Annotated in this window: 14 protein-coding genes and 2 riboswitches; of the genes, 8 read left to right on the plus strand and 6 right to left on the minus strand. The window is 68.5% G+C overall.

The features are described from left to right. The first annotated feature begins 4 nt into the window (after nt 1-4). Together LE190_RS05700 and LE190_RS05705 are read left to right on the plus strand one after the other, a co-directional pair. On the plus strand, nt 5-4,597 hold the full coding sequence (locus LE190_RS05700) for a pilus assembly protein (RefSeq protein WP_225237767.1): 4,593 nt from the start codon (nt 5-7) through the stop codon (nt 4,595-4,597). A gap of 189 nt (nt 4,598-4,786) precedes the next feature. Further along, nucleotides 4,787-6,436: a peptide chain release factor 3 gene (locus LE190_RS05705; protein WP_225238061.1), complete on the plus strand. Its 1,650-nt coding sequence runs from the start codon at nt 4,787-4,789 to the stop codon at nt 6,434-6,436. 62 nt (nt 6,437-6,498) lie between these two features. On the opposite strand, the gene LE190_RS05710 is transcribed toward LE190_RS05705, so the two are convergent. Both LE190_RS05710 and LE190_RS05715 read right to left on the minus strand, forming a co-directional pair. After that, complete coding sequence (locus LE190_RS05710; RefSeq protein ID WP_225237768.1) at nt 6,499-7,497, minus strand: DUF3108 domain-containing protein; 999 nt, start codon at nt 7,495-7,497, stop codon at nt 6,499-6,501. A 47-nt stretch (nt 7,498-7,544) separates the two neighbouring features. Next, nucleotides 7,545-8,249: an outer membrane beta-barrel protein gene (locus LE190_RS05715; RefSeq protein WP_225237769.1), complete on the minus strand. Its 705-nt coding sequence runs from the start codon at nt 8,247-8,249 to the stop codon at nt 7,545-7,547. A gap of 274 nt (nt 8,250-8,523) precedes the next feature. Here LE190_RS05715 and LE190_RS05720 point away from each other — a divergent pair, with 274 nt between their 5' ends. Next, on the plus strand, nt 8,524-10,221 hold the full coding sequence (locus LE190_RS05720) for an MCP four helix bundle domain-containing protein (protein WP_225237770.1): 1,698 nt from the start codon (nt 8,524-8,526) through the stop codon (nt 10,219-10,221). A gap of 38 nt (nt 10,222-10,259) precedes the next feature. Here LE190_RS05720 and gcvP read toward each other — a convergent pair whose 3' ends face one another. The 3 genes from gcvP to gcvT all read right to left on the minus strand — a co-directional run bounded on the left by gcvP (nt 10,260) and on the right by gcvT (nt 14,799). Then, the gene (gene gcvP / locus LE190_RS05725) at nt 10,260-13,139 is read right to left on the minus strand and encodes an aminomethyl-transferring glycine dehydrogenase (RefSeq protein WP_225237771.1); all 2,880 of its coding nucleotides are present in this window, start codon (nt 13,137-13,139) and stop codon (nt 10,260-10,262) included. Between the two features lie 102 nt (nt 13,140-13,241). Further along, nucleotides 13,242-13,622 carry a glycine cleavage system protein GcvH gene (gene gcvH, locus LE190_RS05730; protein WP_225237772.1) on the minus strand — a complete coding sequence of 127 codons (381 nt, stop codon included), beginning with the start codon at nt 13,620-13,622 and terminating at the stop codon, nt 13,242-13,244. Nucleotides 13,623-13,680: 58 nt separating this feature from the next. After that, nucleotides 13,681-14,799, minus strand: coding sequence for a glycine cleavage system aminomethyltransferase GcvT (gene gcvT, locus LE190_RS05735; RefSeq protein ID WP_225237773.1), 1,119 nt, complete (start codon nt 14,797-14,799; stop codon nt 13,681-13,683). Nucleotides 14,800-14,845: 46 nt separating this feature from the next. Continuing rightward, a riboswitch (glycine riboswitch) is annotated at nt 14,846-14,945 on the minus strand. A 19-nt stretch (nt 14,946-14,964) separates the two neighbouring features. Then, nucleotides 14,965-15,050: riboswitch (glycine riboswitch) on the minus strand. Nucleotides 15,051-15,209: 159 nt separating this feature from the next. Here gcvT and LE190_RS05740 point away from each other — a divergent pair. Then, on the plus strand, nt 15,210-15,770 hold the full coding sequence (locus LE190_RS05740) for an ATP-dependent Clp protease proteolytic subunit (protein ID WP_225237774.1): 561 nt from the start codon (nt 15,210-15,212) through the stop codon (nt 15,768-15,770). An 88-nt stretch (nt 15,771-15,858) separates the two neighbouring features. Here LE190_RS05740 and LE190_RS05745 read toward each other — a convergent pair whose 3' ends face one another. After that, nucleotides 15,859-16,056, minus strand: a complete 198-nt coding sequence (locus tag LE190_RS05745; RefSeq protein WP_225237775.1) for a hypothetical protein — start codon at nt 16,054-16,056, stop codon at nt 15,859-15,861. Nucleotides 16,057-16,349: 293 nt separating this feature from the next. On the opposite strand from LE190_RS05745, the gene LE190_RS05750 reads away from it, so the two are divergent. The 4 genes from LE190_RS05750 to ligA all read left to right on the plus strand — a co-directional run bounded on the left by LE190_RS05750 (nt 16,350) and on the right by ligA (nt 25,883). Next, the gene (locus LE190_RS05750) at nt 16,350-18,713 is read left to right on the plus strand and encodes a DUF1631 family protein (protein ID WP_225237776.1); all 2,364 of its coding nucleotides are present in this window, start codon (nt 16,350-16,352) and stop codon (nt 18,711-18,713) included. A gap of 97 nt (nt 18,714-18,810) precedes the next feature. Continuing rightward, nucleotides 18,811-22,335, plus strand: coding sequence for a chromosome segregation protein SMC (gene smc, locus LE190_RS05755; protein ID WP_225237777.1), 3,525 nt, complete (start codon nt 18,811-18,813; stop codon nt 22,333-22,335). Further along, nucleotides 22,332-23,501: a cell division protein ZipA C-terminal FtsZ-binding domain-containing protein gene (locus LE190_RS05760; protein ID WP_225237778.1), complete on the plus strand. Its 1,170-nt coding sequence runs from the start codon at nt 22,332-22,334 to the stop codon at nt 23,499-23,501. The genes smc and LE190_RS05760 overlap by 4 nt, the downstream gene beginning before the upstream one ends. A 9-nt stretch (nt 23,502-23,510) precedes the next feature. Then, nucleotides 23,511-25,883 (plus strand): NAD-dependent DNA ligase LigA, encoded by a 2,373-nt coding sequence (ligA, locus tag LE190_RS05765; RefSeq protein WP_501039612.1) that lies wholly within the window; start codon nt 23,511-23,513, stop codon nt 25,881-25,883. Nucleotides 25,884-25,891: the final 8 nt, after the last annotated feature.

Consider the following 25,891-nt stretch of genomic DNA (forward strand, 5'->3'; position numbering starts at 1 on the left):
CCGCATGAACATCCTCCTTTCCCGGCCCCTACGCGCACTGGCATTGATCCTGGCGCCGCTCCTGGTACTGGGCCTCGCGCCGGCGCTGCCGGCCGGCGCCGAGCCGACCGCGATCGCCCAGCTGCCCCTGCTGAACATCAGCGGCAGCGGCACGGTCAAGCCGAACCTGATGCTCCTCTACGATAACTCCGGTTCGATGAGCAGCACCTTCACGCCCGACTATGTCGACGACAGCGTCACCTGCCGGGCGCGCGCCACCATGGCTGGCGGCACCCGCGGCTGCCGGATCGGCGATCCGCCCTTCGCCAGCCCCGAATTCAACAAGCAGTACTACAACCCGGCCGTGCGCTACAGCCCGCCAGTAAGGGCGGACGGCACCAGCTTCCCGGACCAGGACCGCAGCACCACCGACAGCTGGAAAAAAGTGCGGACCGACGGCTTCGGGGTCAATGAGAGCGACCTGCTGGGCAATGGCGTGAGCACCACCAACCTGGTGACCGGATTTCCCGACCTGCGCTGGTGTGACAGCAACGGCAACTGCAGCGTCAACCGCAGCGGCTACACCTTCCCCAACAACGAGCGCACGCAGGCCCAGTACTTCACCGCCAATCCCTACTACTACACGATCAACGTCGCCGAGTACTGCACCAGCGCGAACATGAGCAACTGCAAGGCGACAGCGGTGAATGCGCCGGCGCCGGTCGGTTATCCGGTACCGGCCAAGGTGCGCTGGTGCGACTCCACCGCGCTCACGAATTGCCAGGCCAAGTACGTTGGCAACTTCAAGTACCCCCGCTTTGGCGACATCAACATGCCTTCGCTGTGGTACGGCACCATCACCATCGGCAATTCCGGCAGCGACAGTCCGGTCGGCCTGCAGCGCGTCACCGCCACCACCGACGAGGGGTCGGTGGTCATCACCAGCACGGCGGTGACGGCGGCCACCGGCACCAACAGCGCCACCGAGCAGCAGGCCGCTGCCAACGCGCTGGCCGCCTCGATCATCGCCAAAACAGGCCTGGCCCAGCCCTTCACCGCCTGCACCCGCACGCCGAGCGGCAGCGTGCCGTCCTGCGCCAGCTTCGGCATCAACCTGAGCGTCAACAACGTGGTGGCGGTGGTGCCGATTTCCTGCCCGGCGGGCACCAATGGCAAGGCGGTCGGACCGTGCTGGCTGGAGGCGGACAACAGCCGCGCCGGCACCGTCCTGAAAGTGGAAGTTGACGAGTCGGCCACCGCGCTGCTGCGCATCTCGGGCAGCACCGTCTCCAACAAGACCCAGGTGCTGCGCCAGCTGTCGTATGGCGGCACGGCCCTGTTCTCGACGGAACTGAGCCTGCCACGCAGCGCCAGCGCCAGCACCGTGGCGACCTCGATCCGCGACCGCATCGGCACCAAGGGTAGCGTGACCGCGTATGTGGGTGGCACCGCCAACACCACCGCGACCTGCCAGGCCGCCTCCACGTCCACGGTCTGCCTGGTGGACCGCAGCGGCAGCGGCGCCGGCAAGAACATCACGGTCGGCACCCTCACCAACAACGGCACGCTGGCGTTCAGTACCAGCGCCGCCGTCAGCGAGGCGATGCCGACCTCCAGCACCGACACCGGCGCCTCGGTGTTCGTGCGCACCGATATCGTGGCAACGCGCAACAGCTATCCGAAGGACGCCAACCGCAGCGACTGCGCCGGCGCCACCTGCACCTACGACGAGGAGATGACCAACTTCGCCAACTGGCACGCCTACTACAAGACGCGCAACCAGATGATGAAGACCGCGGTCGGCCATGCGTTCCAGCCGATCAACGACAACTACAACGTCGGCCTGGTATCGCTCTCGAGCGCCGCGGCGGAAGGCGGAATGACCCGTCCCAAGCCCTTCTCGGGCACCCACCGCAGCACCTGGTACACGGCCCTGTACGACATGAACGGCAACCAGTCGACCCCGATCCGCCAGGCGCTGCACGCGATCGGCAAGCTGTACGCCAACCAGGCGCCCTACAACTACGCCAAGGGCCAGGAAGTGGTGCAGTTCCCCTGCCAGCAGAACTTCACCTTCGTCACCACCGACGGCTACTGGAACGGCAACGCGGCGGCGACCGTGGTCAACAACGACAACAAGGAAAACGCCGGCCGCTTTTGCCTGCGCTCGAAGGGCTGTGTCGACCCGTCGGCCCAGACCGCGAACTCGCTGGCCGACGTCGCGCTGTACTGGTACAACGGCGGCTCCAACACGGCCGTGTCCTCGCTGCGCACCGACCTGGAAGACTGGACCAAGCCCGGCCTGGTGCCGGCCGCGGCCGGGGAGAACACCCGCCTGCACATGAAGACCTACGCCCTCGGCCTGGGTGTGGACGGGGTCATGACCTATGAGCCGAACTACGACACCTCGGCCGCGGTCGGCGGCGACTTCTACAAGCTGATCACCGGCGTGACCAGCGGCTGCCCGTGGAACAACGGCGGCGCCTATGTCTGGCCGGACCCGAAGACCGGCGACAACAGCGGCTCGGCCGCCTACCAGTCGCGCGTGGACGACCTGTGGCATGCCGCGATCAATGGCCACGGCAAGTACTTCTCGGCTTCCGATCCGCTGCAGGTCGTGGACGGCCTGCGCAAGGCGCTGTCGAACATCGAGGTGAAGGTGGGCGCGGCGGCCGCGTCGGCCACGTCGACCCCGAACATCTCGCAGTTCGACAACGATATCTTCTCGGCCACCTTCACCACCGTGAAATGGTTCGGCCAGATCACCAAGCGCAAGATCGACACCGTCACCGGCATCGTCGGCGATACCGAAGTGTGGAACTCGTCGCTGACGGTGGGGCGCAAGGTGGACCAGGCCACCGACAGCCGCCGCATCCTGATGCTCAACACGGCCGGCGGCAACAAGGACTTCACCTATGCCGCCATGAGCGAGCTGGAACGGGGCTGGTTCGACAACAAGTGCGGCGCGCTGGCGCAGTGCGCCAACCTGTCGAGCGCCAACCGCACCATCGTGAACACGGGCGCCAATATCGTGAACTGGCTGCGCGGCCAGCAGCAGTATGCCGACGACACCGTGCTGCGCGCCTATTCGCGCACCGAGACCATTCCCCAGGGCGCGAGCACCACCCTGCCGATCGTGCTGGGCGACATCGCCACCGCCAAGCCTGCTTTCTCGCGCGATCCGCGCAAGGACTACAAGCGCCCCGGCTACAACGACTACAAGGTCGAGCATGCGACCCGTGCCGGCACCGTGTTCGCGGCGGCCAACGACGGCATGCTGCACGCCTTCGATGCCGCCAACGGCGACGAACTGTGGGCCTATGTGCCGCGCATCACGATGAAGAAGCTGCACGTGCAGGCCAGTGTCAACTACGGCACCAACCACCAGTACACGGTGGACGGCTCGCCCGAGGTGGGCGACGTGCAGATCAACGGCCAGTGGCGCACGGTGCTGGTGGCCGGCCTCAACGCCGGCGGGCGCGGCTACTATGCGCTGGACGTCACCGATCCGGCCCAGCCGCGCGCGCTGTGGGAGCTGTGCGCCGACGAGACGGTCTGCAGCGGCATCAACCACGAGCCGGAAATCGGCCTGTCCTTCGGCAATCCGCAGTTCGGTACCTGGAAGAACGCGGCGGGCACCGAGCGCTGGGTGGTGTTCCTGACCTCCGGCTACAACAACATCCCGGGCAGCGACGGTGTCGACAGCGGCAGCGGCAAGGGCTTCCTGTTCGTGGTCGACGTCGCCACAGGCGAGGTGCTGGACCGGATCACGACCAATTCCGGCACCACCTCCACCCCGTCGGGCTTCGCGCGCATTACGGCGATCACCAAGAATCCGAGCACCGATCCGCTGGTCACCTACGTGTACGGCGGCGACAACCTGGGCCAGATGTGGCGCTTCGACTTCACCAACCCGGGCACGGTGGCGGTGGTGAAGATGGGCGACGCCGGCGCCAACCAGCCGATCACCACCCGGCCCGACGTGGCGCTGTGCCGGGTCGAGGTGACCAACGCGGACGGCAGCACCGAGCCGGGCACCCAGCGCGTGGTGGCGTTCGGCACCGGGCGCCTGCTCGACATCAGCGACGTCAGCAGCACCGCGCTGCAGTCGGCCTACGTGCTCAAGGACAGCGGCGTCCCGATCACGGCGGCGCAGTGGCGCGGTTCCCTGATGGCGCAGCAGTCGCTCACCAAGATCCAGGGCGCCGCGGGCGACACCTACACCATCGACGGCACCGAGGTCGATCTCGACAGCCAGGCCGGCTGGTTCGTGGACTTCGACCGCAACGACGGCGAGCGCGTCAACCTCGACCCGAAAGTGGTACTGGGGACGCTCACGGTGGTCACCAACCTGCCGAGCTCCTCGTCGGCCTGTTCGGTGGGCGGTACCAGTAACATCTATGAACTGGACCTGTGCACCGGGCGCGCGGTGCGCGACGTGGCCGGCTCGACCCTGTCGAACAACTCGGCGGTGGTGGGCTTCATCAACATCGCGCTGCCCAACGGCGAGACCAAGACCATCGCCACCACCGCGGACGGCAAGACCCTGACCAAGGACCACAACCCGGCCGCCAGCATGCCCAGCCGGCGTACCGGATGGCGCCGCGTGCGCGAATAAGGAGGGCGGGGCGGAGGCGCACGGCATATTCTCCACACGGCGCGGCCGGGAGTCGGTAAAATCGAGGGTTTTCTTACCAAGGAGCCGTTGTGCGAGGCTCCGCATTGCAAAGCCTCATCTATGGCCAACGATACCGATCTCCCCGCCGAATCTCCAGCCGGACTTCCCGCCGAACTTCCCGCCGCCGCCATGGAAGACGGCACCGGGCAGGCCGGCAGCGACGCCAGCCGCCAGGGCAGCCGCGCCGGTTCGCTCGCGCGCGAAGTCGCGCGCCGCCGCACCTTCGGCATCATTTCCCACCCCGACGCGGGCAAGACCACACTGACCGAGAAGCTGCTGCTGTTCTCGGGCGCGATCCAGCTGGCCGGCACCGTCAAGGGCCGCAAGAGCGGGCGCCACGCGACCTCGGACTGGATGGACATCGAGAAGCAGCGCGGCATTTCGGTCGCGTCCTCGGTGATGCAGTTCGAGTTCCGCGAGCACGTCATCAACCTGCTCGACACGCCGGGCCACCAGGACTTCTCGGAAGACACCTACCGCGTCCTGACGGCGGTCGACTCGGCCCTGATGGTGATCGACGCGGCCAAGGGCGTGGAAGAGCAGACCATCAAGCTGCTCGACGTCTGCCGCATGCGCGACACGCCGATCGTCACCTTCATGAACAAGATGGACCGCGAGACCCGCGATCCGCTCGAATTGCTCGACGAAGTCGAATCGGTGCTGAAGATCGAGTGCGCGCCGGTGACCTGGCCGATCGGCATGGGCAAGAACTTCCGCGGCGTGTACCACCTGCTGCGCGACGAGATCATGCTGTTCAAGGCGGGCGAGGAACGCGCCGACGGCGCCTTCGAGATCGTCAAGGGCATCGACAACCCGAAGCTGGCCGAGATGTTCCCGCTGGAGATCGAGCAGCTCAAGATGGAAGTGGAGCTGGTGCACGGCGCTTCGCACGTGTTCGACCTGGAGCGCTTCCTGTCCGGCGTGCAGACGCCGGTGTTCTTCGGCTCGGCCATCAACAACTTCGGCGTGCGCGAGATCCTGTCGGCGCTGGTCGACTGGGCCCCGGCCCCGCGCGAGCGCGATGCCACCGTGCGCGCGGTGAAGCCGGAAGAAGAACGCTTCTCGGGCTTCGTTTTCAAGATCCAGGCCAACATGGACCCGGCCCACCGCGACCGCATCGCCTTCCTGCGCGTGTGCTCGGGACGCTTCGAGAAGGGCATGAAGGTCAAGCACCTGCGCCTCGGCCGCGACGTGAAGCTGTCCTCGGTGGTGACCTTCATGGCTTCCAGCCGCGAACAGGTGGAAGAAGCCTATGCCGGCGACATCATCGGCCTGCCGAACCATGGCAACATGCAGATCGGCGACAGCTTCTCGGAAGGCGAGCTGCTGACCTTTACCGGGATCCCGTATTTCGCCCCGGACCTGTTCCGCACGGTACGCATCCGCAATCCGCTGAAGGTCAAGCAGCTGCACAAGGGCCTGCAGCAGCTGGGCGAGGAGGGCGCGGTGCAGGTGTTCAAGCCGGTGCTGGGCTCGGACCTGATCCTGGGCGCGGTCGGCGTGCTGCAGTTCGAGGTCGTCGCCAGCCGCCTGCTCAACGAGTACGGGGTCGACGCGGTGTTCGAGGGCAGCAGCATCTCGAGCGCGCGCTGGGTCTCGAGCGAGGACAAGAAGGCGCTGGCCGACTTCGAGAACCAGCTCGGCCACCAGGTGGCCTACGACGCGGCCGGCAACCTGGCCTTCCTGGCCACGTCCAACGTGAACCTGCGCCTGACCCAGGAACGCTGGCCCAAGCTGACCTTCCACGCCACCCGCGAGCACGCGGCCAGGCTGGCGTGATGGCGTGATGGCGTGATGGCGTGACGGCGTGACACTAGGGGCGGACGGCCAGCCCGTTCGCCCTAGCCACTCTTCGCGATTTCCCGGATGACCTGGGTGCGCATGCCGCCCCCGGGTGCCGGCGCGCGCAGCTGCACCGGCAGCCAGCCGTGCGCGGGCGCCAACCAGATCTCCAGCGGCGCCGCGCCCGTCCTGACCAGGTGCAGGGTCTCGATCTCGCCCAGCGCCGTGACCAGTCGTTCCCGCCCCACCACCCCGAAGCGCTCCACGGCGGCAGCGTCGGCGCGCCCGACGTAGATCTCGACTTCGCCCTGCAGCTGGTCCGGGTCAGCCAGCCCGATGCCGGCCAGCTGCATCAGGACCGTGGCGCCATCCTGGCTGCCGGGGGTGTCGCGTGCGCTGCCGCCGAAGCTCTCGAACACGATCGTCCCCCGCTCGCGCGCAAAGGCGACCGCCGCGCGGCCGGCGCCATGCCGGTAGCGGGCGCGCTGCGGCGCGATGCCGGCATCGTCGGTACCGCCTTCGCTCTCGATGCTGCCGGCCACGCCGTCCAGCGCGAGCCGGTACTGTACTCCGTCGGTTTCCCAGTCGAGGCTGGCTTCGCCGTCCGGCCGGCCGGCGCCATCGCGCAGCGCATAGACCAGGCGCACGCTGGGTGGCATCACGACGCGGTAGCGGCTGGGCATCTGGAAGCTTTCCACGCCGGCCGGCGTGGCATCGGCGGCGGGAGCCTGCACCGCCGCGGGCGTGGCCGGGGCCGGCGTGCCGGGCGCGATGGGCACGATGGGCGGAATCGGCTCGATGGGCGGGATGGGCGGCAGCGGCGCCGCCGGCTGCCCGGGTGGAATGGCGGCCGGCGCCGTGGCGGTGAGCCGCACCGCCAGCGCCGTCGCGGCCGAAGACAGGGGCGATGGTGGCGGATTCACGACTAGCCGCCCATCCATCCAGGCCAGCACGACCAGGTGCAGCAGGAGCGACAGGGCGCCCAGCGCGAGCAGGCGGCGCTGGCGGCGCAGCGTGGCGCCGATGCGCGTGCGGAGGGTCGTCGTCCCGGTGTCCATCCCGCTAGTGTAACCGGCGCCGCCAGGACGCCGGAAGAAAACCGGGCTCAGAAACCGATGCCGACACTTCCTTTCAGGCCGCCCGCGTTCGACGCGGCGAACTTGCTGGCGCTGCCGTTCACGCGGTACTCGCCGCTGAGCGTGGCGCGGTCGTTCAGCTTGTACTTCGCGCCGAGCGCGCCGTAGGGCCCGGTGGCCGATTCGCCGGCGAACACGCCGTCCTGCCTGCCGGCGGCCCGGGCCGCCGCCCCCTGTGGGGTGACGAAGCCGTCGTTCTTCACCTGGCTATGGGCGATGCCGAACTTGCCGTAGGCGGTCAGGCGGTCGTTGACCGGCAGTGTCAGCCTGGCGGAGACATAGGTCGTGTTGCTGGCCACGCCGAGCGCCCCCGCCGCGATGGCCGACTCGACCGGGCTGTTGGCGACGATCTTGTGGAAGCCCTGGTCGTTCAGGTGGGCATAACCCGCTTCCAGCGCCAGGTAGGAGTTGAAGGCGTAGCCGATGACCAGGCGCGGGTCGGTGCGAAAGCCGGTAAACAGGCGGTCGTTCGGGTTGGCGGCCTCGTTGCCGCCGTAGAGCGGGGAATAGCGCTTGAACCCTTCCGCCAGCGGTCCGAAGCGGGCGCCGGTGGCCGCTTCCAGCGCGGCTGTTGCGGTGGCGGGCGCTTGGTTCAGGAGCGCTGCGTTTTCCTGTGCCTGGGCTGCGCCGATCGCCAGCAGTGCCACGGCGGCCATGTAGTGATGGGGGTGCATGCTTGTCCTCGTGTTGTCCGGTGACGCGAGAATACAGGATTGCAGACTGGCAACTGTATCAAAATGGTAAGCATCTGTTTCGCCCATGCATGGTGCATTGGCGGACCCGGTTTGACTGGACGCAAAGCTGTGACGCCAGCGAAGGCGTAGATTCCGAAGAATGCGTTTAGGAAACTAAACGGACAGCATTCTCGATCGGGAGGCAAGCATGCAGGGTCCTGTCACCACCCGCCAGTCATTTTCCGCCGTCGTCCCGCAGCGCCAGGCCTGAACCATGCTGTCGCGCCTGAAGATCGGTCCCAAGCTGCTGCTCGCACCGGCGGTGGTCCTCCTGCTGCTGCTCATGCTGTCGAGCGGCGCCTACCATGTCATGCTGCGCCAGCACCAGTCCCTGCAGACGATTGTCGGCACGCGTGCGGTGCAGATGCGCAGCGCGACCAGTATGGCGGCCTCGGCCCAGCGCGTCCATGCCGATACCTACAAGCTGCTCACCTGGCTGGGCAGCAGTTTTTCGCGCGTCCGCATCGAACACCTGATCGGCGCGGTCCACGGCCAGCACGCGGCAATCGAGCGCGGCCTCGCGCTGCTGGAACGCCAGACCGCCCCGGCCAGCCTGGAACGGCGCCACGTCGAGCACGCGGCGCTGGCCTATCGCCGTTATGTGCGTGAAGTGCGTGAAGTAGTCGAACTGGCGCATGCCGACGAGACCATCGGCGCGAACGCCATGGTAAAGGCCGAGGCCGCCTTCGGCGTGCTGGTCCAGCGCATGGAAATGCTGGCCGCGCTCGAGCGTGCGCTGTCCGAGGAGGCATCCAGCATCGCGGCCGCCGAGTTCCGGGTCAGCACCACCCTGATGCCGGTGGTGGTATTGCTCGCGGTGGCGGTCTCGCTGGCGATCTCGATGGCGGTACGGCGCGTGCTGCTGGACGAGATCGAAGCGATCGGCACGGCGGCCCAGGGCCTGGCCGCCGGCGACCTGAGCATTGCGCCGCGTGTCCATGGTGCAGATGAGATCGGCGACACCTCGCGCGCGCTGGAGGCCGGCATTCGCAGGCTGAACGGCACCCTGCGCACGGTGGCGGAATCCGCGCGTACGATCGGCAGCGCCTCGCGCGACATCACGCTGCGCAACCTGAGCATGCACAGCCGCGCGGTCTTTCGCACCCGCTCGCTGGAAGAAACGGCGGCCTCGATGCAGCAGCTGGCCACCTCGGTCACCGTGGCGGCGACCGGTGCGCTGGCGGCCCGCGGCCTGGCCGAACAGGCGGCCGGCAGCGCGCGCGAGAGCGGCGCGAAGGTGGAGCAGATGGTGGAGCAGATGCGGGCCACCCTGGACAGGGTGCGGGAAGGGGCGGCGCGTGCGGCGCAAGCGGCAGCCACGGTCGACCGCCTGGCCAGCGAGGCCGGGACGCTCGCCCTGGGCGCGGCGATCGAGCGGGACCGGGGCCGCGCGCAGGATGATGGCCGGACAGCGGACACGCTGGGTGCACTGGCGCGGCAGGCGGCGGACGCGGCGCGCGAAGTGCGTGCGCTGGCCGAGCGCACCGTCGCCGAGATCGAAGGCTGCGCCACCCAAGCCAGTGCCGCCGAAGCGTGCATTGGCGACGCGGCCGGCTCGGCGCGTGCGATGGAAGCGGTGCTGGCCGAACTCGGCGGCACCAGCGCCAACCAGGCTGGCAGCCTGGCCGAGGTCAGCCGCTCGGTGGTGCGCATGGATGAAGTCACCCGGCAGAACTGCGCGCTGGTCGAAGAAGCCGCGGCCGCCGCGCGCGCCCTGCAGATGCAGGCGCTGGCACTGTCGCGCACGATGGCCGCGTTCAGGCTGGACGAACCGGAGGCGCCGGCGCCGGTTTCCCTGGCCGCGGCACGCATCCCCCTGCACCAAAAGGAAAGCGGCGCTGCCCGCGACTTGCCCAGGGAACGCCGCCGTCATGAGCGCGCCCACCTGCGCCTCGCCGCAAGCCGCGACTAGCATGCAGGGGGCAGGGCGGCCAGGCCGCCCGCCGCGCCTTACTCGTAGTCGCTGATCGGCGCGCAGCCGCAGAACAGGTTACGGTCGCCGTAGACGTTGTCCGCGCGGCCGACCGGCGGCCAGTACTTCTTCTTGCGCAGCGACGCCACCGGGAAGGCCGCCACCTCACGGGTGTAGGTGTGGGCCCAGTCATCGGCCGTGACCACCTCCGCGGTGTGCGGGGCACCCTTGAGCGGGTTGTCCATCTTGTCGTACTCGCCGCGCTCGACCTTCACGATCTCGGCGTGGATGGTGATCATCGCCTCGATGAAGCGGTCCAGTTCGGCCTTCGATTCCGACTCGGTCGGCTCGATCATGAGCGTGCCCGGCACCGGGAAGCTCATGGTTGGGGCGTGGAAGCCGAAGTCCATCAGGCGCTTGGCCACGTCCTCGTTCGAGATGCCGGTCTTGTCCTGCAGCGGGCGCAGGTCGATGATGCACTCGTGTGCCACCAGGCCGTCGTGGCCGGTGTACAGCACCGGGTAGTGCGGTGCCAGGCGGCGCGCGATGTAGTTGGCGTTCAGGATCGCCACTTCGGTCGCCGCGGTCAGGCCCGAGGCGCCCATCATCGCGATGTACATCCACGAGATCGGCAGGATCGAAGCCGAACCGTAGGCTGCGGCGCTGACCGCGCCGATGCCCGCTTCGTTGCGCACGTAGCCGGTCGACAGCTGGTTCGGCAGGAACGGGGCCAGGTGGGCGCCCACGCCGATCGGGCCGACGCCCGGTCCGCCGCCGCCGTGCGGGATGCAGAAGGTCTTGTGCAGGTTCAGGTGGCTGACGTCGCCCCCGAAGGCGCCCGGCGCGGCCACGCCGACCATGGCGTTCATGTTGGCGCCGTCCACATAGACCTGGCCGCCGTGCTGGTGCACGATCTCGCACAGTTCCTTGATGCCCTCTTCGAACACGCCGTGGGTCGACGGGTAGGTGACCATGACGCAGGCGAGGTCCTTGCTGTGCTGCTCGGCCTTGGCCTTGAGGTCGGCCAGGTCCACGTTGCCGTTCTCGTCGCAGGCGGTGACCACGACCTTCATGCCGACCATGCTGGCCGAGGCCGGGTTGGTGCCGTGCGCCGACGAAGGAATCAGGCAGATGTTGCGGTGGCCTTCGCCGCGCGACTGGTGGTACTTCTGGATCACCAGCAGGCCCGCGTACTCGCCCTGCGAACCGGCGTTCGGCTGCAGCGAGATCGCCGCGTAGCCGGTGGCGGCGCACAGCATCGCTTCCAGCTGGCCGATCATTTCGCGGTAGCCGACGGTCTGGTCGTCGGGTGCGAACGGGTGGATGTTCGAGAATTCCGGCCAGGTGACCGGGATCATCTCCGAGGTCGCGTTCAGCTTCATGGTGCACGAACCGAGCGGGATCATGGTGCGGTCCAGCGCCAGGTCCTTGTCGGCCAGCGAGCGCAGGTAGCGCAGCATCTCGTGCTCGGCGTGGTAGCGGTTGAAGGTCGGGTGGGTCAGGTAGGCGGTGGTGCGAGCCAGCTCGGACGGGTAGGCGTCCTGCGCGTCCGCATCCAGGGCCTCGATGTCGACACTCTGGCCGTTGCCGAAGACGGCGAACAGCGCCGCCAGGTCGTCGCGGGTGGTGGTCTCGTCCAGCGAGATGCCCACATGGCCGTCGTCGATGCGGCGCAGGTTGATGCCGGCCGCTTCGGCGGCGGCGTGCAGTGCCGCGGCATCGCCCTTGACGGTCAGGGTGTCGAACCAGGTGGTGTTCAGGACGTCGGCGCCGAGCTGCTGGAGGCCGCGCGCCAGGATCGTGGTCTGGCGATGCACGCGGGTGGCGATGTTCTTCAGGCCTTGCGGGCCATGGTAGACCGCGTACATGCCGGCCATCACGGCCAGCAGCACCTGGGCGGTACAGATGTTCGACGTTGCCTTTTCGCGGCGGATGTGCTGCTCGCGCGTCTGCAGCGCCAGGCGGTAGGCCTGGTTGCCCTGCGCGTCTACCGTCACGCCGACCAGGCGGCCGGCCATCGAGCGCTTGTACTCGTCGCGGGTGGCCAGGTAGCCGGCGTGCGGGCCGCCGAAACCGAGCGGCACGCCGAAGCGCTGGCTGTTGCCCACCACCACGTCGGCACCCCAGCTGCCCGGGGCTTCCAGCACCGTCAAGGCCAGCAGGTCGGCGGCCACCACGACCATCGCGCCGGCGGCATGCAGGTGCTCCACGGCGGCGCGGTAGTCGCGCACTTCGCCGTTCACGCCCGGATACTGCAGCAGCACGCCGAAGCAGGTCTCTTCGAGTTTCTCGATCTCGCCGGCGGCGATCACGCGCACTTCGACGCCGATCGGCTCGGCGCGGGTGCGCACCACTTCCAGGGTCTGGGGCAGCACGTCGTCGGCCACGTAGAACACCTTCGAGGCCGACTTGCCGACGCGCTGCAGCAGGGTCATGGCCTCGGCGGCGGCGGTGCCTTCGTCCAGCATCGACGAGTTGGCGATGCCCATGCCGGTGAGGTCGGTGATCATCTGCTGGAAGTTCAGGATCGCTTCCAGGCGGCCCTGCGAGATCTCCGGCTGGTACGGGGTGTAGGCGGTGTACCAGGCCGGGTTCTCGAAGATGTTGCGCAGGATGACCTTCGGGGTGTGGGTGCCGTAGTAGCCCTGGCCGATCATCGACTTCATGACCTTGTTCTTCGACGCCAGCGCTTTCAGGGTCGCCAGCGCGTCCTCTTCGCTGCGCGGTTCGACGAACGGACCGAGGTCCATCGTGTCCTGGCGGCGGATGTTCGCGGGCACGACCGCGTCGATCAGGGCGGCGCGCGTGGCGTAGCCCAGGGTCGACAGCATGGCTGCCTGTTCGGATTCGGACGGGCCGATGTGGCGCGGGATGAAGGAGTCGCGCGCTTCGAGTTGAGTGAGGCTGGAGCGGGTCATGGTCAGTTCAGGAGAAGATCGGGGAGGGGAGCATGCGCCAGATCGGGGCGCAACCGCGAGACAACCGGTGCGCCCGCAGGCGCACCGTGATGCATTGCCGGCTTAGTTGCCAGTCGTTTTGCCGTACGCGTCCGCGTCCAGCAGCTTGTCGACCGCGCCGGCGTCGCTTGGTGCCAGCTTGAACAGCCAGGCGCCGTAGGCGTCGCTGTTGATCGAGTCCGGGGAGTCGGCCACCGACTGGTTGACGGCGGTGACGGTGCCCGACACCGGGGCATAGATGTCGCTGGCGGCCTTGACCGACTCGACCACGGCGGCGTCGTCGCCGGCGGTGAATTCCTTGCCGACCTGCGGCAGTTCGACGAACACGATGTCGCCCAGCGCGTCCTGCGCGTATTCGGTGATGCCGACGGTCAGGCTGCCGTCAGCCTCGCGGCGCACCCACTCGTGGGACTCGGTGTATTTCAGGTCGGTTGGAATGTTCATGGTAAGGCTCCAGTGTGGTGAGGCGGATAGTATAAACGGTTGTTCTGGTTATTCTGTTTCAGCTCGCGAGGACTTTGCCGTTGCGCACGAACGGCAGTTTCACCACGGAGGCTGCCAGCTTCTTGTCGCGGATCTCGACGTGGACGGTGTCGCCGACGGCCACGTCCAGCGGCACGCGCGCCAGCGCGATCGCCTGCTGCATGCTGGGGCTGAAGGTGCCGCTGGTGATTTCGCCGCTGTTGCCGGATGCGGCAATGACCTTCTGGTGGGCGCGCAGGATGCCGCCTTTCTCGCGCAGGATCAGGCCGACGAAGTTGGCCTGCTGGCCCTTGGCCTGCAGCGCGCTCTTGCCGATGAAGTCGCGTTCCGAGACCAGGTCGACGGTCCAGCCCATGCCGGCGTCGAGCGGATTGACGCTCTCGTCCATGTCCTGGCCGTACAGGTTCATGCCGGCTTCCAGGCGCAGGGTGTCGCGCGCCCCCAGGCCGGCCGGCTTGATGCCGGCGGCGGCGAAGGCGTTCCACAGCGCCTCGACCTGCGATGCCGGGACGCCGACCTCGAAACCGTCTTCCCCGGTGTAGCCGGTGCGGGCCACCATCACTTCGCCGAACGGAGTGTCGGGCACGATCACGACGTTGAAGGGCTTCAGGGGTTCGGTAGCGGCCTGGGTGCCCGGCAGCACCTGCCAGACCTTGGCGCGGGCGTTCGGGCCCTGCACCGCGATCAGGGCGATCGGATCATTGCCGTCACGGCGCTGGGTGATGCCGACCCCGGCGCCGCTGGCTTCGTTCTGCTGCGTCATCCAGGCCACGTCCTTCTCGGCGGTACCGGCGTTGACGACCAGGCGGAACCAGTCTTCGCTGAAATAATAGACGATCAGGTCGTCGATCACGCCGCCGTCCGGATTCAGCATGGCCGAATACAGGGCCTTGCCCGGTACCTGCAGCTTGTCGACGTTGTTGGCCAGCAGGCCGCGCAGGAAAGCGCGCACGTTGGCGCCCTTCAGGTCCACCACGCACATGTGCGAGACGTCGAACATGCCGGCGTCGTTGCGCACGGCGTTGTGCTCCTCGATCTGGGAGCCGTAGTTGACCGGCATGTCCCAGCCGCCGAAGTCGACCATCTTGGCTCCCAGGGAGCGGTGTGCGGAATTGAGCGGGGTCGCTTTGAGCGTCATGGAATCCTCGGGCAGTGAATTGGGGGCGCGCACCCGCGCGGGTGCCTGTATCCCCTCTGTCCTTGGTACCTGAGAGATAGCGGCATGCGCCGCCTGCCCCTTCGGTGGGCCCCGTGTGTGCGGGGCCGCTCTCCAGAGTGTGAGCGGGCCGCGCCTTGCGCTGCCGCCCCCTGACCAGTCCTTTTGCCTGAGAGTTTGTGGGTAGTGCCCCTTCGGCGGCAGGCATGCCTGCGCTCTCCCGGTCAAGACTGCGGAGAATATGCCAGCCTCCGCCTGGTGTCAACCAGATACGCTCGCGGCGGCAGGGAAAAGCCCGCAATTTATTGCCGCGCACTATTGGGCCGGCGTCGGCAAGGATGGCTGGCAGGTTTTGCTACACTTGTCGGACACACTTTGCAGTGGGAAAAACTATGAGCGAAGACAAAGACCAGCAGGTCAAGGAGGCGTGGTTCACGCTGTCGGGCGACGTCAACAGCGATATGGTGCACCGCATGTTCGAAGCGGTCGCCATCATGACCGAAGATGGCATCGAGACCGCCCATGTGCTGGTGCAGTCGAACGGCGGCTATGTCAGCGATGGCCTGTGCCTGTACAACTTCCTCGCGAACTCGCCGATCAAGTTCATCATGTACAACGGCGGTGCGGTGGCCTCGATCGCGGTGACCCTGTTCCTGGCGGGCAGCGAGCGCTATTGCAGCGAGACGGCGCGCTTCATGGTGCACAAGTCGCATGCCACGGCTTCGCCCGGCTCCCGTCCGGACGCCCTGAACATCATTGTCGAGGGCCTGCGCGCGGACGACGCCCGCACCGAATCGATCCTGCGCAAGAGCATCGAACTGACGCCGGAACAGTGGGCCATCCACCAGTACTCCGACCTGCACCTGAACTCGCGCGATGCCAAGATCGCCGGCCTGGTCAACGAGGTCCGCGACTTCCGCCCGCCCAAGGGCGCGGTACTGCGCAATATCTGAGCCGGGCTCGCTTCGAGCGGCGCAAAAAAGCCCACCGCAAGCGGTGGGCTTCGACTGGACGATGAACGGCGCCGGGAATGCCGGGCGCTCAGCGGTTCTTGTCGTTCTTGTGGCTCTGGCGGCCAGCCTCGGCATGCTGCTCCGGCGTGCCGCCACGGGTACCGCCGCCGCCACCGGAGCGCGAGCCCGAGCCGGAGCCCGACTGCTTGCTGCCGCCCTGGCGGCCTGCTTCGGCATGCTGCTGCGAGCTGCCGCCCTGTTTCGACTTACCTTGATTCGAGGCCATGGTATTTCCTTTCAGAGTGGATTGTTTCCTACTTGCCGAGCTGCGTATCGTTAGCGCAGCATTTCCGGTCGACCCATCATGCTGCTCGTGTTGCTGAATCGGTATCGGACCACGGCGTGATCCAGTGTAGGATAGCCACCGACATACTCAAGGAATATTTCGGGCCTGGCAGGGTGGATGTGTCCGCCCGCCCCGGTCCGGCGCTGGATCAAGCCGGATCGGCAACTTTGCTATTGCCATATGGCAATAATGTGGCACAATAGAGCGATCGATCTTCCCTACCGTCCAAGGCCGTGAACACTGCCCAGACTCCTGCCGTCCGCAAGGCCGCCGCCACCCAGCAGGCGACGCTGGAGGCGCTCGTCGCGCTGGCGATGCAGCACGTCGGCGATGGCCTGATGGAGACGGTCAGGCGCATGAGCGCGGCCCTGCTGGACATGACCGACGCCACGCTGGCCCCGCAGGAGGCAGCGCACCGCATCCGCTCCGGCAACCTGCTGCGTGACAATGCCTACGCCTTTGTGCACCTGGCCTCGACCGGGATCGAGCTCGCCCTGCGCCGCGAAATCGCGCTGCTTGCGCCCGGACCCAGGCCGGCGCAAGCAGCGCCGCAGGCCCTGAGCCTGGTGCCAATGGAGGAAATCGACAGCCAGCTGGCCTTCGCGGCGATCAGCCGGCCCTTCGATCTCCAGCAGTCCGAGCGCCTGGCCGGCCTGGGCGTGCGGCTTGGCCTGCTGCTCGGACGCGAGCTGGTGCGTGCTGGTCAGAATCCCTTCCGCCCCGACGTGTTCCTGCGCGCCCTGCGCGAAGCCTGGCAGGAATTCGAGCCCGACCCGCACGCGCACGCGCTGGTGCTGCCGCTGCTGCGGCCCGGCATCGTGTTCGAGCTAGGGCCGATGCTCGACGCCCTCGGGGAGCGGCTCAAGCCCGTCCGTGGCCGCGACGGCGAAGCGCGTTTTGCCAAGACCGATGACAGCGCGGCCGCGCGCGCGGCCCGCGCACGGCGCGACGCCGCCGTCTCGCGCCAGCTGCGCCAGCTGTTCGGCGCCGACGATGGCAGCCATGGGGGAGCGGGCGATGAACTTGCCATCCCCCTGATTCCCGACTTGCCACAGGGTAGCGGCGGCTGGCGCCCGAGCGCGGCGCCCGGCTTCGCCGGCACGCTGCAGGCGCCCATCCAGCCGGCGGCACCTGCCCACACGGTGGGTGCTGGCGCCGGGCCCGTGCCCGGACAAGCGGGACACCGCCCGGCCTCGGCGCGCGCTCCGGCTTCGGCCACGGCTTCGGACGCAGCGCCCTTCGGACATCCGGATGCCACCTCGGCCGCCGCGCGCTCCGTCCCGCTGGCCGAGGCCCTCGAGTCCCTGGCGGCAGACTTGCCCGCCGCCCAGGGCACTGGCGCATCCACCGCGCACGAGGTGTTCTACCTGCCGCGCTTGAAGCAGAGCCTGCCACAGGGCAGCCTGTCGCGCGGCGACGAGACCACGCTCGACCTGCTGTCACGGATTTTCGAGGCGGTGCTGCTGGACGACGGCATCCCGCAGGAGACGCGCGAGCTGATCGCCTTCCTGCAGGTGCCGGTGCTGCGCGCGGCGCTCAAGGACCGCAGTTTCTTCTTCGAAGAGACGCACCCGGCGCGGCGCATGCTCGACCTGCTGTCCCAGGCCGGCTGGGGCCAGGGCGCCAGCCCGGAAGACCCCCTCTACCACGCCATGCGGCGCGGCGTCGACAAGGTGCGCGGGGCCGCCCGCCCAGGGGACAGCGTGCAGGCCTTCGCCGCGGCCGTGGCCGAGCTGGAAGCGGGCATCGCCGAGCGCGAGCAGGCCGAGCAGGCTGCCATCGCCGGGCCGATCGCGCGCGCCACGCGCCAGGAAAAGGCCGCGGCCGCGGCCCGCTCGGCGCACAAGGCGGTCGCGCTACGACTGGCCCTGGCCGGCGAGCAGGTAGTGGCCCTGGTGAGCAGCTTCCTGGAACAGCGCTGGACCCCGGTCCTGACCCTGGCCTACACCATCGAGGATGGCAAGCCGGGCGCGGTCGACAACGCCACTCGTGCCATGGACGACCTGATCTGGAGCGTGAAGCCGAAAGCCACCCAGGAACAGCGCCAGGCCCTCATCAAGCGCCTGCCGGCGCTGCTGGCCGCCCTCAACCGGTGGCTGGATGCGGTCAAGTGGCAGGACGCCGAGCGCCTCCAGTTCTTTGCCGAACTGGCCGAGTACCACGCCTCGATCGTGCGCGCGCCGCTCGAGGTCTCGCCCGAGCGCCAGCTGGAACTGGCGGTCGAGGCCGCCCAGCAGGACGCGCTGCGCCGCATCGCGCTGGAGCAGGCCGGCGTGGCCGACGAGGACGCGGCGCGTGACCCGGTGGCGGCCCAGCTGGCAGCGCTCGAGCGTGGCATGCGCTTCGAGCTGCAGGGCGAGACCGGCGTGCGCAAGCTGCGCCTGGCCTGGGTCAGTCCGCTGCGCACGCTGTTCATTTTCGCCGGCAGCAGCCGCCAGGAAGCCTTTTCGCTGCCCGCCGAGCGCCTGCTGGACGCCTTCCGCAGCGGCAGCATCCGGGTGCTGGCGCCGGAGGGCGTGGTCGGCCGCGTGCTGACCCAGGCGGTGGGCGAGGCCGCGATGAACGATCCCTCGCACGGCCTGGCGCGCGCCGGCTGAGATCCCCGCGCGGCGGGTCGGCGCATTCTTGGCCGAAATGCAAGCAACAGATGGTATGATGGGGCCTTTGACGATTCCCTAGCCCAGCCGAAGCAACGTGCGCCTTTCATCCATTAAATTGTCGGGATTCAAGTCTTTCGTCGATCCCACCAATTTCCAGGTGCCCGGCCAACTGGTCGGCGTGGTCGGCCCGAATGGTTGCGGCAAGTCGAACATCATCGATGCCGTGCGCTGGGTGCTGGGCGAATCCAAGGCCTCCGAACTGCGCGGCGAGTCGATGCAGGACGTGATCTTCAATGGCTCGACGCTGCGCAAGCCGGCCGGGCGCGCCTCGGTCGAGCTGGTATTCGACAACAGCCTGGGCAAGGCGGCAGGGCAGTGGGGCCAGTTCGCCGAGATCGCCGTCAAGCGCACCCTCACGCGCGACGGCACTTCCACCTATTACATCAACGGCCAGCCAGTGCGCCGGCGCGACATCCAGGACATCTTCCTCGGTACCGGCCTCGGACCGCGCGCCTACGCCATCATCGGCCAGGGCATGATCGCGCGCATCATCGAGTCGCGCCCGGAAGAGCTGCGCGTGTTCCTCGAAGAGGCCGCCGGCGTGTCCAAGTACAAGGAGCGCCGCCGCGAGACCGAGAACCGGCTGTCGGACACGCGCGAGAACCTGCTGCGCGTGGAAGATATCCTGCGCGAGCTGAATGCCAACCTGGAAAAGCTCGAAGCCCAGGCCGCGGTGGCGACCCGCTTCCACGCTCTGCAGGCCGAGCAGGAAGAAAAGCAGAAGCTGCTCTGGCTGCTGCGCAAGAACGAGGCGCAGGCCGAGCAGCTGCGCTACTTCCGCGAAGTCGAGGAAGCCCAGACCGCGCTCGAAGCGCAGACCGCCAAGCTGCGCAACGTGGAGCTGGAACTCGAGCAGATGCGCCAGTCGCACTTCGCGACCGGCGACCGGCTGCATGCGGCCCAGGGCGCGCTGTACCAGACCAATGCCGAAATCGGCAGCCTGGAAGCGCAGATCAAGTTCGTGGTCGAGTCGCGCACGCGCCTGCAGAACCAGCTCGGCACGCTCACGGCCCAGCGCGACACCTGGCTGGCCCAGCGTGCCGACTACGAGGAGCAGCTGGCCGAGGCCGAGTTCACGCTGGAAGAACTCGGTGCGCGCGCCGAGGGCGCCCAGATCGCCGTCGAAGCCCAGGCCGAGCGGGTGCCCGAACTGGAAGCCGCCTGGCGCCTGGCCCAGGAACGCTCCAACGAAGCGCGCGCCCGGATCATGGGCGTGCAGCAGCGCATCGAACTGGCCAGCGCCCACCAGCGCAATGCCGCCGGCATCCTGAGCGGCCTGGCGGCGCGGCGCGAACGCCTGCAGCACGAGCGCAACAGCCTGAACCTGCCCGACAGCGCCACCCTCGACGAACTGCGCATGCAGGCCGAGGAAAAGCAGCTCGCGCTGGAAGAGCAGGGCATGCTGCTGGAAGAAGCCACGGCGCGCCAGGAAGCGGTGGAACAGGAGCGCCGCGAGGCCCACGCCCAGGTGCAGCACGAATCCGCGGCCAGCGCGCGGCTGGAAGCGCACCTGGCGGCGCTGCGCCAGGTGCAGGAGCGTGTGCAAACCCAGGGCAAGGTCCAGCCCTGGCTCGACAAGCATGAACTGGCGGGCCTGCCGCGCCTGTGGCAGAAGCTCGACATCGAAGCGGGCTGGGAGACCGCGCTGGAAGCCGTGCTGCGCGAGCGCGCGGGCGCGCTCGAACTGTCGAACCTCGACTGGGCCAAGGCCTTCGTCGGCGACGCGCCGCCGGCGCGCCTGGCGATGTATGCGCCCGCACCCGCTGCGCCCGCCCAGGCGGAGACCGCTGGCCTGAAGCCCTTCGCCAGCCTGCTGCGCCTGAACGACCCGGGCCTGCGCGGCGTGCTGAACGACTGGCTGCACGGGGTCTACGTGGCCGAGGATGCCCAGGGAGCCTTTGCCGATCGCGCGCGGCTGCCGCAGGGCGGCGCGTTCGTGACGCGCCAGGGCCACCTGGTGACCCGGTCGAGCGTGCGCTTCCACGCCCCCGATGCGGAGCAGGACGGCATGCTGGCGCGCCAACACGATATCGACAACACGGCCAGGCAGCTGCGCGCCCAGGCCCTGCTGCTGGACGACGCGAAGAGCCGCGCCACCCGCGCCGATGCCGCGCAGGGTGAACTGGCCAGGCGCGTGCAGGATGCGCGCCAGCGCGTCGCCGGCCTGCAGCGCGAAGTGCATGCGCTGCAGATCGAGGTGCTCAAGCAGAGCGAGATCGAGGCCCGTTTCAACCAGCGCAGCGGCCAGATCGCGGCCGACCTGACCGAGATCGCGGCCCAGGAAGCCGAGCAGCGCCAGGCCGCTCACGAGGCGGAACAGGAGTTCGAGCAGCTCGACATGGAACTGGCCGAACTGCAGGGCAGCCACGAGGATGGCCAGGGCGCCTTCCTGGAAAAGGAAGGGATGCTGGCCGAGGCGCGCCAGAAGCTGCGCGACCTGGAACGCGGCGCCCAGGAAGCGCAGTTCGCCGAGCGCGCCCAGCGCAGCCGGATCGAGGAACTGCGGCGCAACATCGCCACCGCCGCCAGCCAGGCCGACCAGGTTGCGGCCAGCCTCGGCGCGGGGCGCCTGGAACTGGAAGCGCTGGAAGCCGGCACCGCCCACGAGGGCCTGCAGGACTTGCTGGAGCGCCGCAGCACGCAGGAGCGCGCGCTGGCCGACGCGCGCCATGAACTCGACCAGATCACCCAGCAGCTGCGCCAGTTCGAGGAGCTGCGCATGGGGAACGAGCGCAGCCTGCAGCCACAGCGCGACCGTATCACCGAACTGCAGCTGAAGGAGCAGGCCGCGCGCCTGAACCAGGAACAGTTTGCCGAGGCGCTGGCCGCCACCGGCGCGATGGAATCCGAACTGCGCGACAAGCTCACGCCCGACATGAAGCCGCAGGCCCTGCAGGCCGAGGTGACGCGCCTGGGCAATGCCATCGCCGGGCTCGGTGCGGTCAACCTGGCTGCCGTCGATGAACTGGCGCAGGCGGCCGAACGCAAGGGTTACCTCGATGCGCAGAACAACGACCTGCAGGAAGCGATCGCCACGCTGGAAGACGCGATCCACCGCATCGACCGTGAGACGCGCGACCTGCTGCAGGACACCTTCGACCAGGTCAACACCCATTTCTCGGAGCTGTTCCCGATCCTGTTCGGCGGCGGGAACGCGAAGCTGGTGATGACCGGCGACGAAATCCTCGACGCCGGGGTGCAGGTGATGGCCCAGCCGCCGGGCAAGAAGAACGCCACCATCCACCTGCTGTCGGGCGGAGAAAAGGCACTGACGGCGACCGCGCTGGTGTTCTCGATGTTCCGCCTGAACCCGGCCCCCTTCTGCCTGCTGGACGAGGTCGACGCGCCGCTGGACGACGCGAACACCGAGCGCTTCTGCCGCATGGTCAAGCGCATGTCGGACCATACCCAATTCCTCTTCATCTCGCACAACAAGATCGCGATGGAGATGGCCAATCAACTGATCGGTGTGACGATGCAGGAGCAGGGCGTATCGCGCATCGTGGCGGTGGACATGGAGTCCGCCGCGCATTTCGCTACTGAGGCACAAGCAGCATGACTGATTTCCAGATGAGCCTGATCGTGGGCGCCGGCGTGTTCGTCGCCGGTGTCTTCTCGTACAACAAATGGCAGGAATACAAGGCCCGCAAGAGCGTCGAGCGCGCCTTCGCCTCCGACCACGACGACGTGCTGATGCGCAGCGAGGATGCGCCGGCCGAACCCGACCTGGGCGAGGGCAGCCCGGTCCTGCGCCAGGAGCCGGTGCTCGACCTCGATGCGCCCACGGCGGACGCCACGGCGGGCGGGGCGGCCGCGGGCGCTGCGCCGCGCGAGGCGGCGGCTCCGGCACCGGTGGCCGGTGCGGCGCGCGCGCCCACCAGTATCGCCTCGCTGCCGGGCGCCCGTCCCGACATGCCGCCGGCCGAAGTGGCCGAGAGCCTGGTCGATCCGCTGATCGACTGCATCATCCCGCTCAACTTCGAGGGCGCGCTGCGCGGCGACCGTATCCTGCCGGCGCTGCAGAAGCTGCGCCGGGTCGGCAACAAGCCGATCCACTACATCGGCTTCGCGGTCAACGGCGACTGGGAACCGATCGTGCACGGCGGCGTGTACACCAAGCTGCAGGCCGGCGTGCAGCTCGCTACCCGTACCACGGCCCTGAACGAGATCGAATATTCGGAACTGGTGACGCGCCTGCGCAGCGTGGCCGACGAGATCGGCGCCGAAGCCGAGGTGCCGGACATGATCGACGTGATGAGCGAGGCGCGCACCCTGCACCGATTCGTGGCCGGACATGACGCGCAGCTGGGCGTGAACCTGGCCGCCAACGGCGCCCCGTGGGCGATCTCGACCCTGATCGGCGCGCTGGAAAACCAGGGCTTCGACGTGCGCCCGGACGGCCGCTTCTCGATGCCCGACGGGGCAGGGGGCGTGCTGTTCACGCTCAGCACCAACGTCACGCTGGGCGCCGATACCACCGCGCGCCTGACCCTGCTGCTCGACGTGCCCTGCGTGGCCCCCGAGCGCGACGGCTTCGGCGCCATGGTCAAGTGCGCGCACGCGCTCACCCAGCGCCTGGACGCGACCGTGGTCGACGACTTCGACCAGCCGCTGTCGGACGCAGCGCTGGACGAGATCAAGGGCCAGGTGGCCGAGTTCTACCAGGAGATGGAAGCGGCCGACATCCCGGCCGGATCGACCCGCGCGCTGCGCCTGTTCGTCTGAGGCCGGAAAGTGACTGTCCCGCACGACGTCCAGCAGCGCATGGCCTGGCTGGTCGAGGAGCTCAACCGCCACATCTACAACTACCACGTGCTGGACGCGCCGACGATTCCGGACGCCGAGTACGACCGCCTGTTCCGTGAACTCCAGGCGCTGGAAAGCGCCTGGCCGCAAGCGGTGAAGAACGATTCGCCCACCTCGCGCGTGGGCGCCGCGCCGATCCCCGAGTTCAAGGGCGTGACGCACGCGCTGCCGATGCTCTCGCTGAACAACGGCTTCGCCGACGAGGACGTGGAAAACTTCGACCGCCGCGTGCGCGAGGGCCTGGAAGCGCGCCAGGTTGCGTACTCGGCCGAGCTGAAGTTCGACGGCCTGGCGATCAGCCTGCGCTACGAGAACGGCGTGTTCGTGCAGGCCGCCACCCGTGGCGACGGCTATACCGGCGAGGACGTGACGGCGAACATCCGCACGGTGCGCGTGATTCCGCTGCGCCTGCATGGCGCCAGGGTGCCGTCCGTGCTCGAAGTGCGCGGCGAAGTGCTGATGTTCAAGGACGACTTCGCGCGCCTGAACGCGCGCCAGCGCGAGGCCGGCCAGAAGGAATTCGCGAACCCGCGCAACGCGGCCGCCGGCAGCCTGCGCCAGCTCGACGCGCGCATCACGGCCCAGCGCAAGCTGCGCTTCTTTGCCTATGGCATCGGGGTGCTGGAAGGCGCCACGGCGCCGGACACCCATTCCGGTGTGCTGGACTGGTTCGAACGCCTCGGCCTGCCGGTATCGAAGGAGCGCGCCGTGGTGACTGGCTGCGAAGGCCTGCTCGGCTACTACCGCAGCATCGGGGAGAAGCGCAGCGCGCTGCCCTACGAGATCGACGGCGTGGTGTACAAGGTGGACCGCGTGGCCGACCAGGCGCTGCTTGGCTTCGTCTCGCGCGCGCCGCGCTTCGCGCTGGCCCACAAGTTCCCGGCCGAGGAAGCGCTGACCACGGTGGCGGCGATCGACGTGCAGGTGGGCCGTACCGGCGCCATCACGCCGGTGGCGCGCCTGCAGCCGGTGTCCGTGGGCGGGGTCACGGTCACCAACGCCACCCTGCACAACGAAGACGAAGTGCTGCGCAAGGATGTGCGGGTGGGCGATACGGTGGTCGTGCGCCGCGCCGGCGACGTGATTCCCGAAGTGTTGTCGGTGGTGCTGGAGCGCCGCCCGGCGCCGGAGCCGCCGCGCTACCGGCTGCCCCAGACCTGCCCGGTATGCGGCTCGCATGTGGTGCGCGAAGAGGGCGAGGCGGTGGCGCGCTGTTCCGGCGGGCTGAGCTGCGCGGCCCAGCGCAAGGAAGCGATCCGGCATTTTGCTGGCCGGCGCATGATGGACATCGAAGGCCTGGGCGACCGCTACATCGACAGCCTGGTCGAGTGCGACCTGATCCACGGCGTGGCCGACCTGTACCGCCTCACGCTCGAGGACCTGCTGGCCATGAAGCGCCTGGCGGACGAGCGCGACGCCGCCACCAACGAACTGGCCAACCCTGCCAATCCCGTGCTCAAGCCTGGTGCCAGGCCGGGAAAGGTAGCCACCAAGTGGGCCGAAAACCTGCTGGCGGCGATCGCGGCCAGCCGGCATCCGCCGCTCGAGCGCCTGCTGTTCGCGCTCGGCATCCGCCACGTGGGCGAGTCCACCGCCAAGACCCTGGCCGACTGGCTGGGCCGCTTCGAGCTGGTGCGGCGCGCCCCGAGCGCGCTGCTGCGCGTGCTGCCCGACATCGGCGGCACCGTGGCCGATGCCATCGCCGACTTCTTCGCCGAGGAACGGAACCAGCGCGCGATCGATGCGCTGCTGGCGGCCGGCGTGGCGCCGCAGGGCGAGCACGCGCCACGCGCCGGGCTGCGCGAAAAACTGGACGAAGCGAACCTGCTGGCGGCGCTCGGCATTCCCAAGCTGACCGAGCCGCGTGCGCGCCAGCTGCTGGGCGCCGGCCAGAGCCTGGCGTCGCTGGCCCACCTGAACGTATTCGGTGTGTTCGGCCTGCCGGCCGGCGTCGCTGGCGCGCTGGAGGAATGGATGCAGCAGCCCGGCAACCGGGAGGAGGTGGCGGCGCTGGCCGCATTGCGCGCCGAGCTGCTGGACCAGCTGCCGGAGGACGCGGCACCGGTCCAGGGACCGCTGAGCGGCAAGACCTTCGTGCTGACCGGGACCCTGCCGACCATGAGCCGCGACGCCGCGGGCGCGCTGATCGAAGCGGCCGGCGGCAAGGTGTCCGGCTCGGTCTCGAAAAAAACCTCCTACGTGGTGGCGGGCGCGGAAGCGGGCAGCAAGCTGGCCAAGGCCGAGGAGCTGGGCGTCACCGTGCTCGACGAAACGGGCCTGCTCGCCCTGTTAGGACAATGAACTGGAAA

The organism is Massilia hydrophila (assembly GCF_020208145.1).
GTDB classification, from domain to species: Bacteria; Pseudomonadota; Gammaproteobacteria; order Burkholderiales; family Burkholderiaceae_D; genus Telluria; species Telluria hydrophila.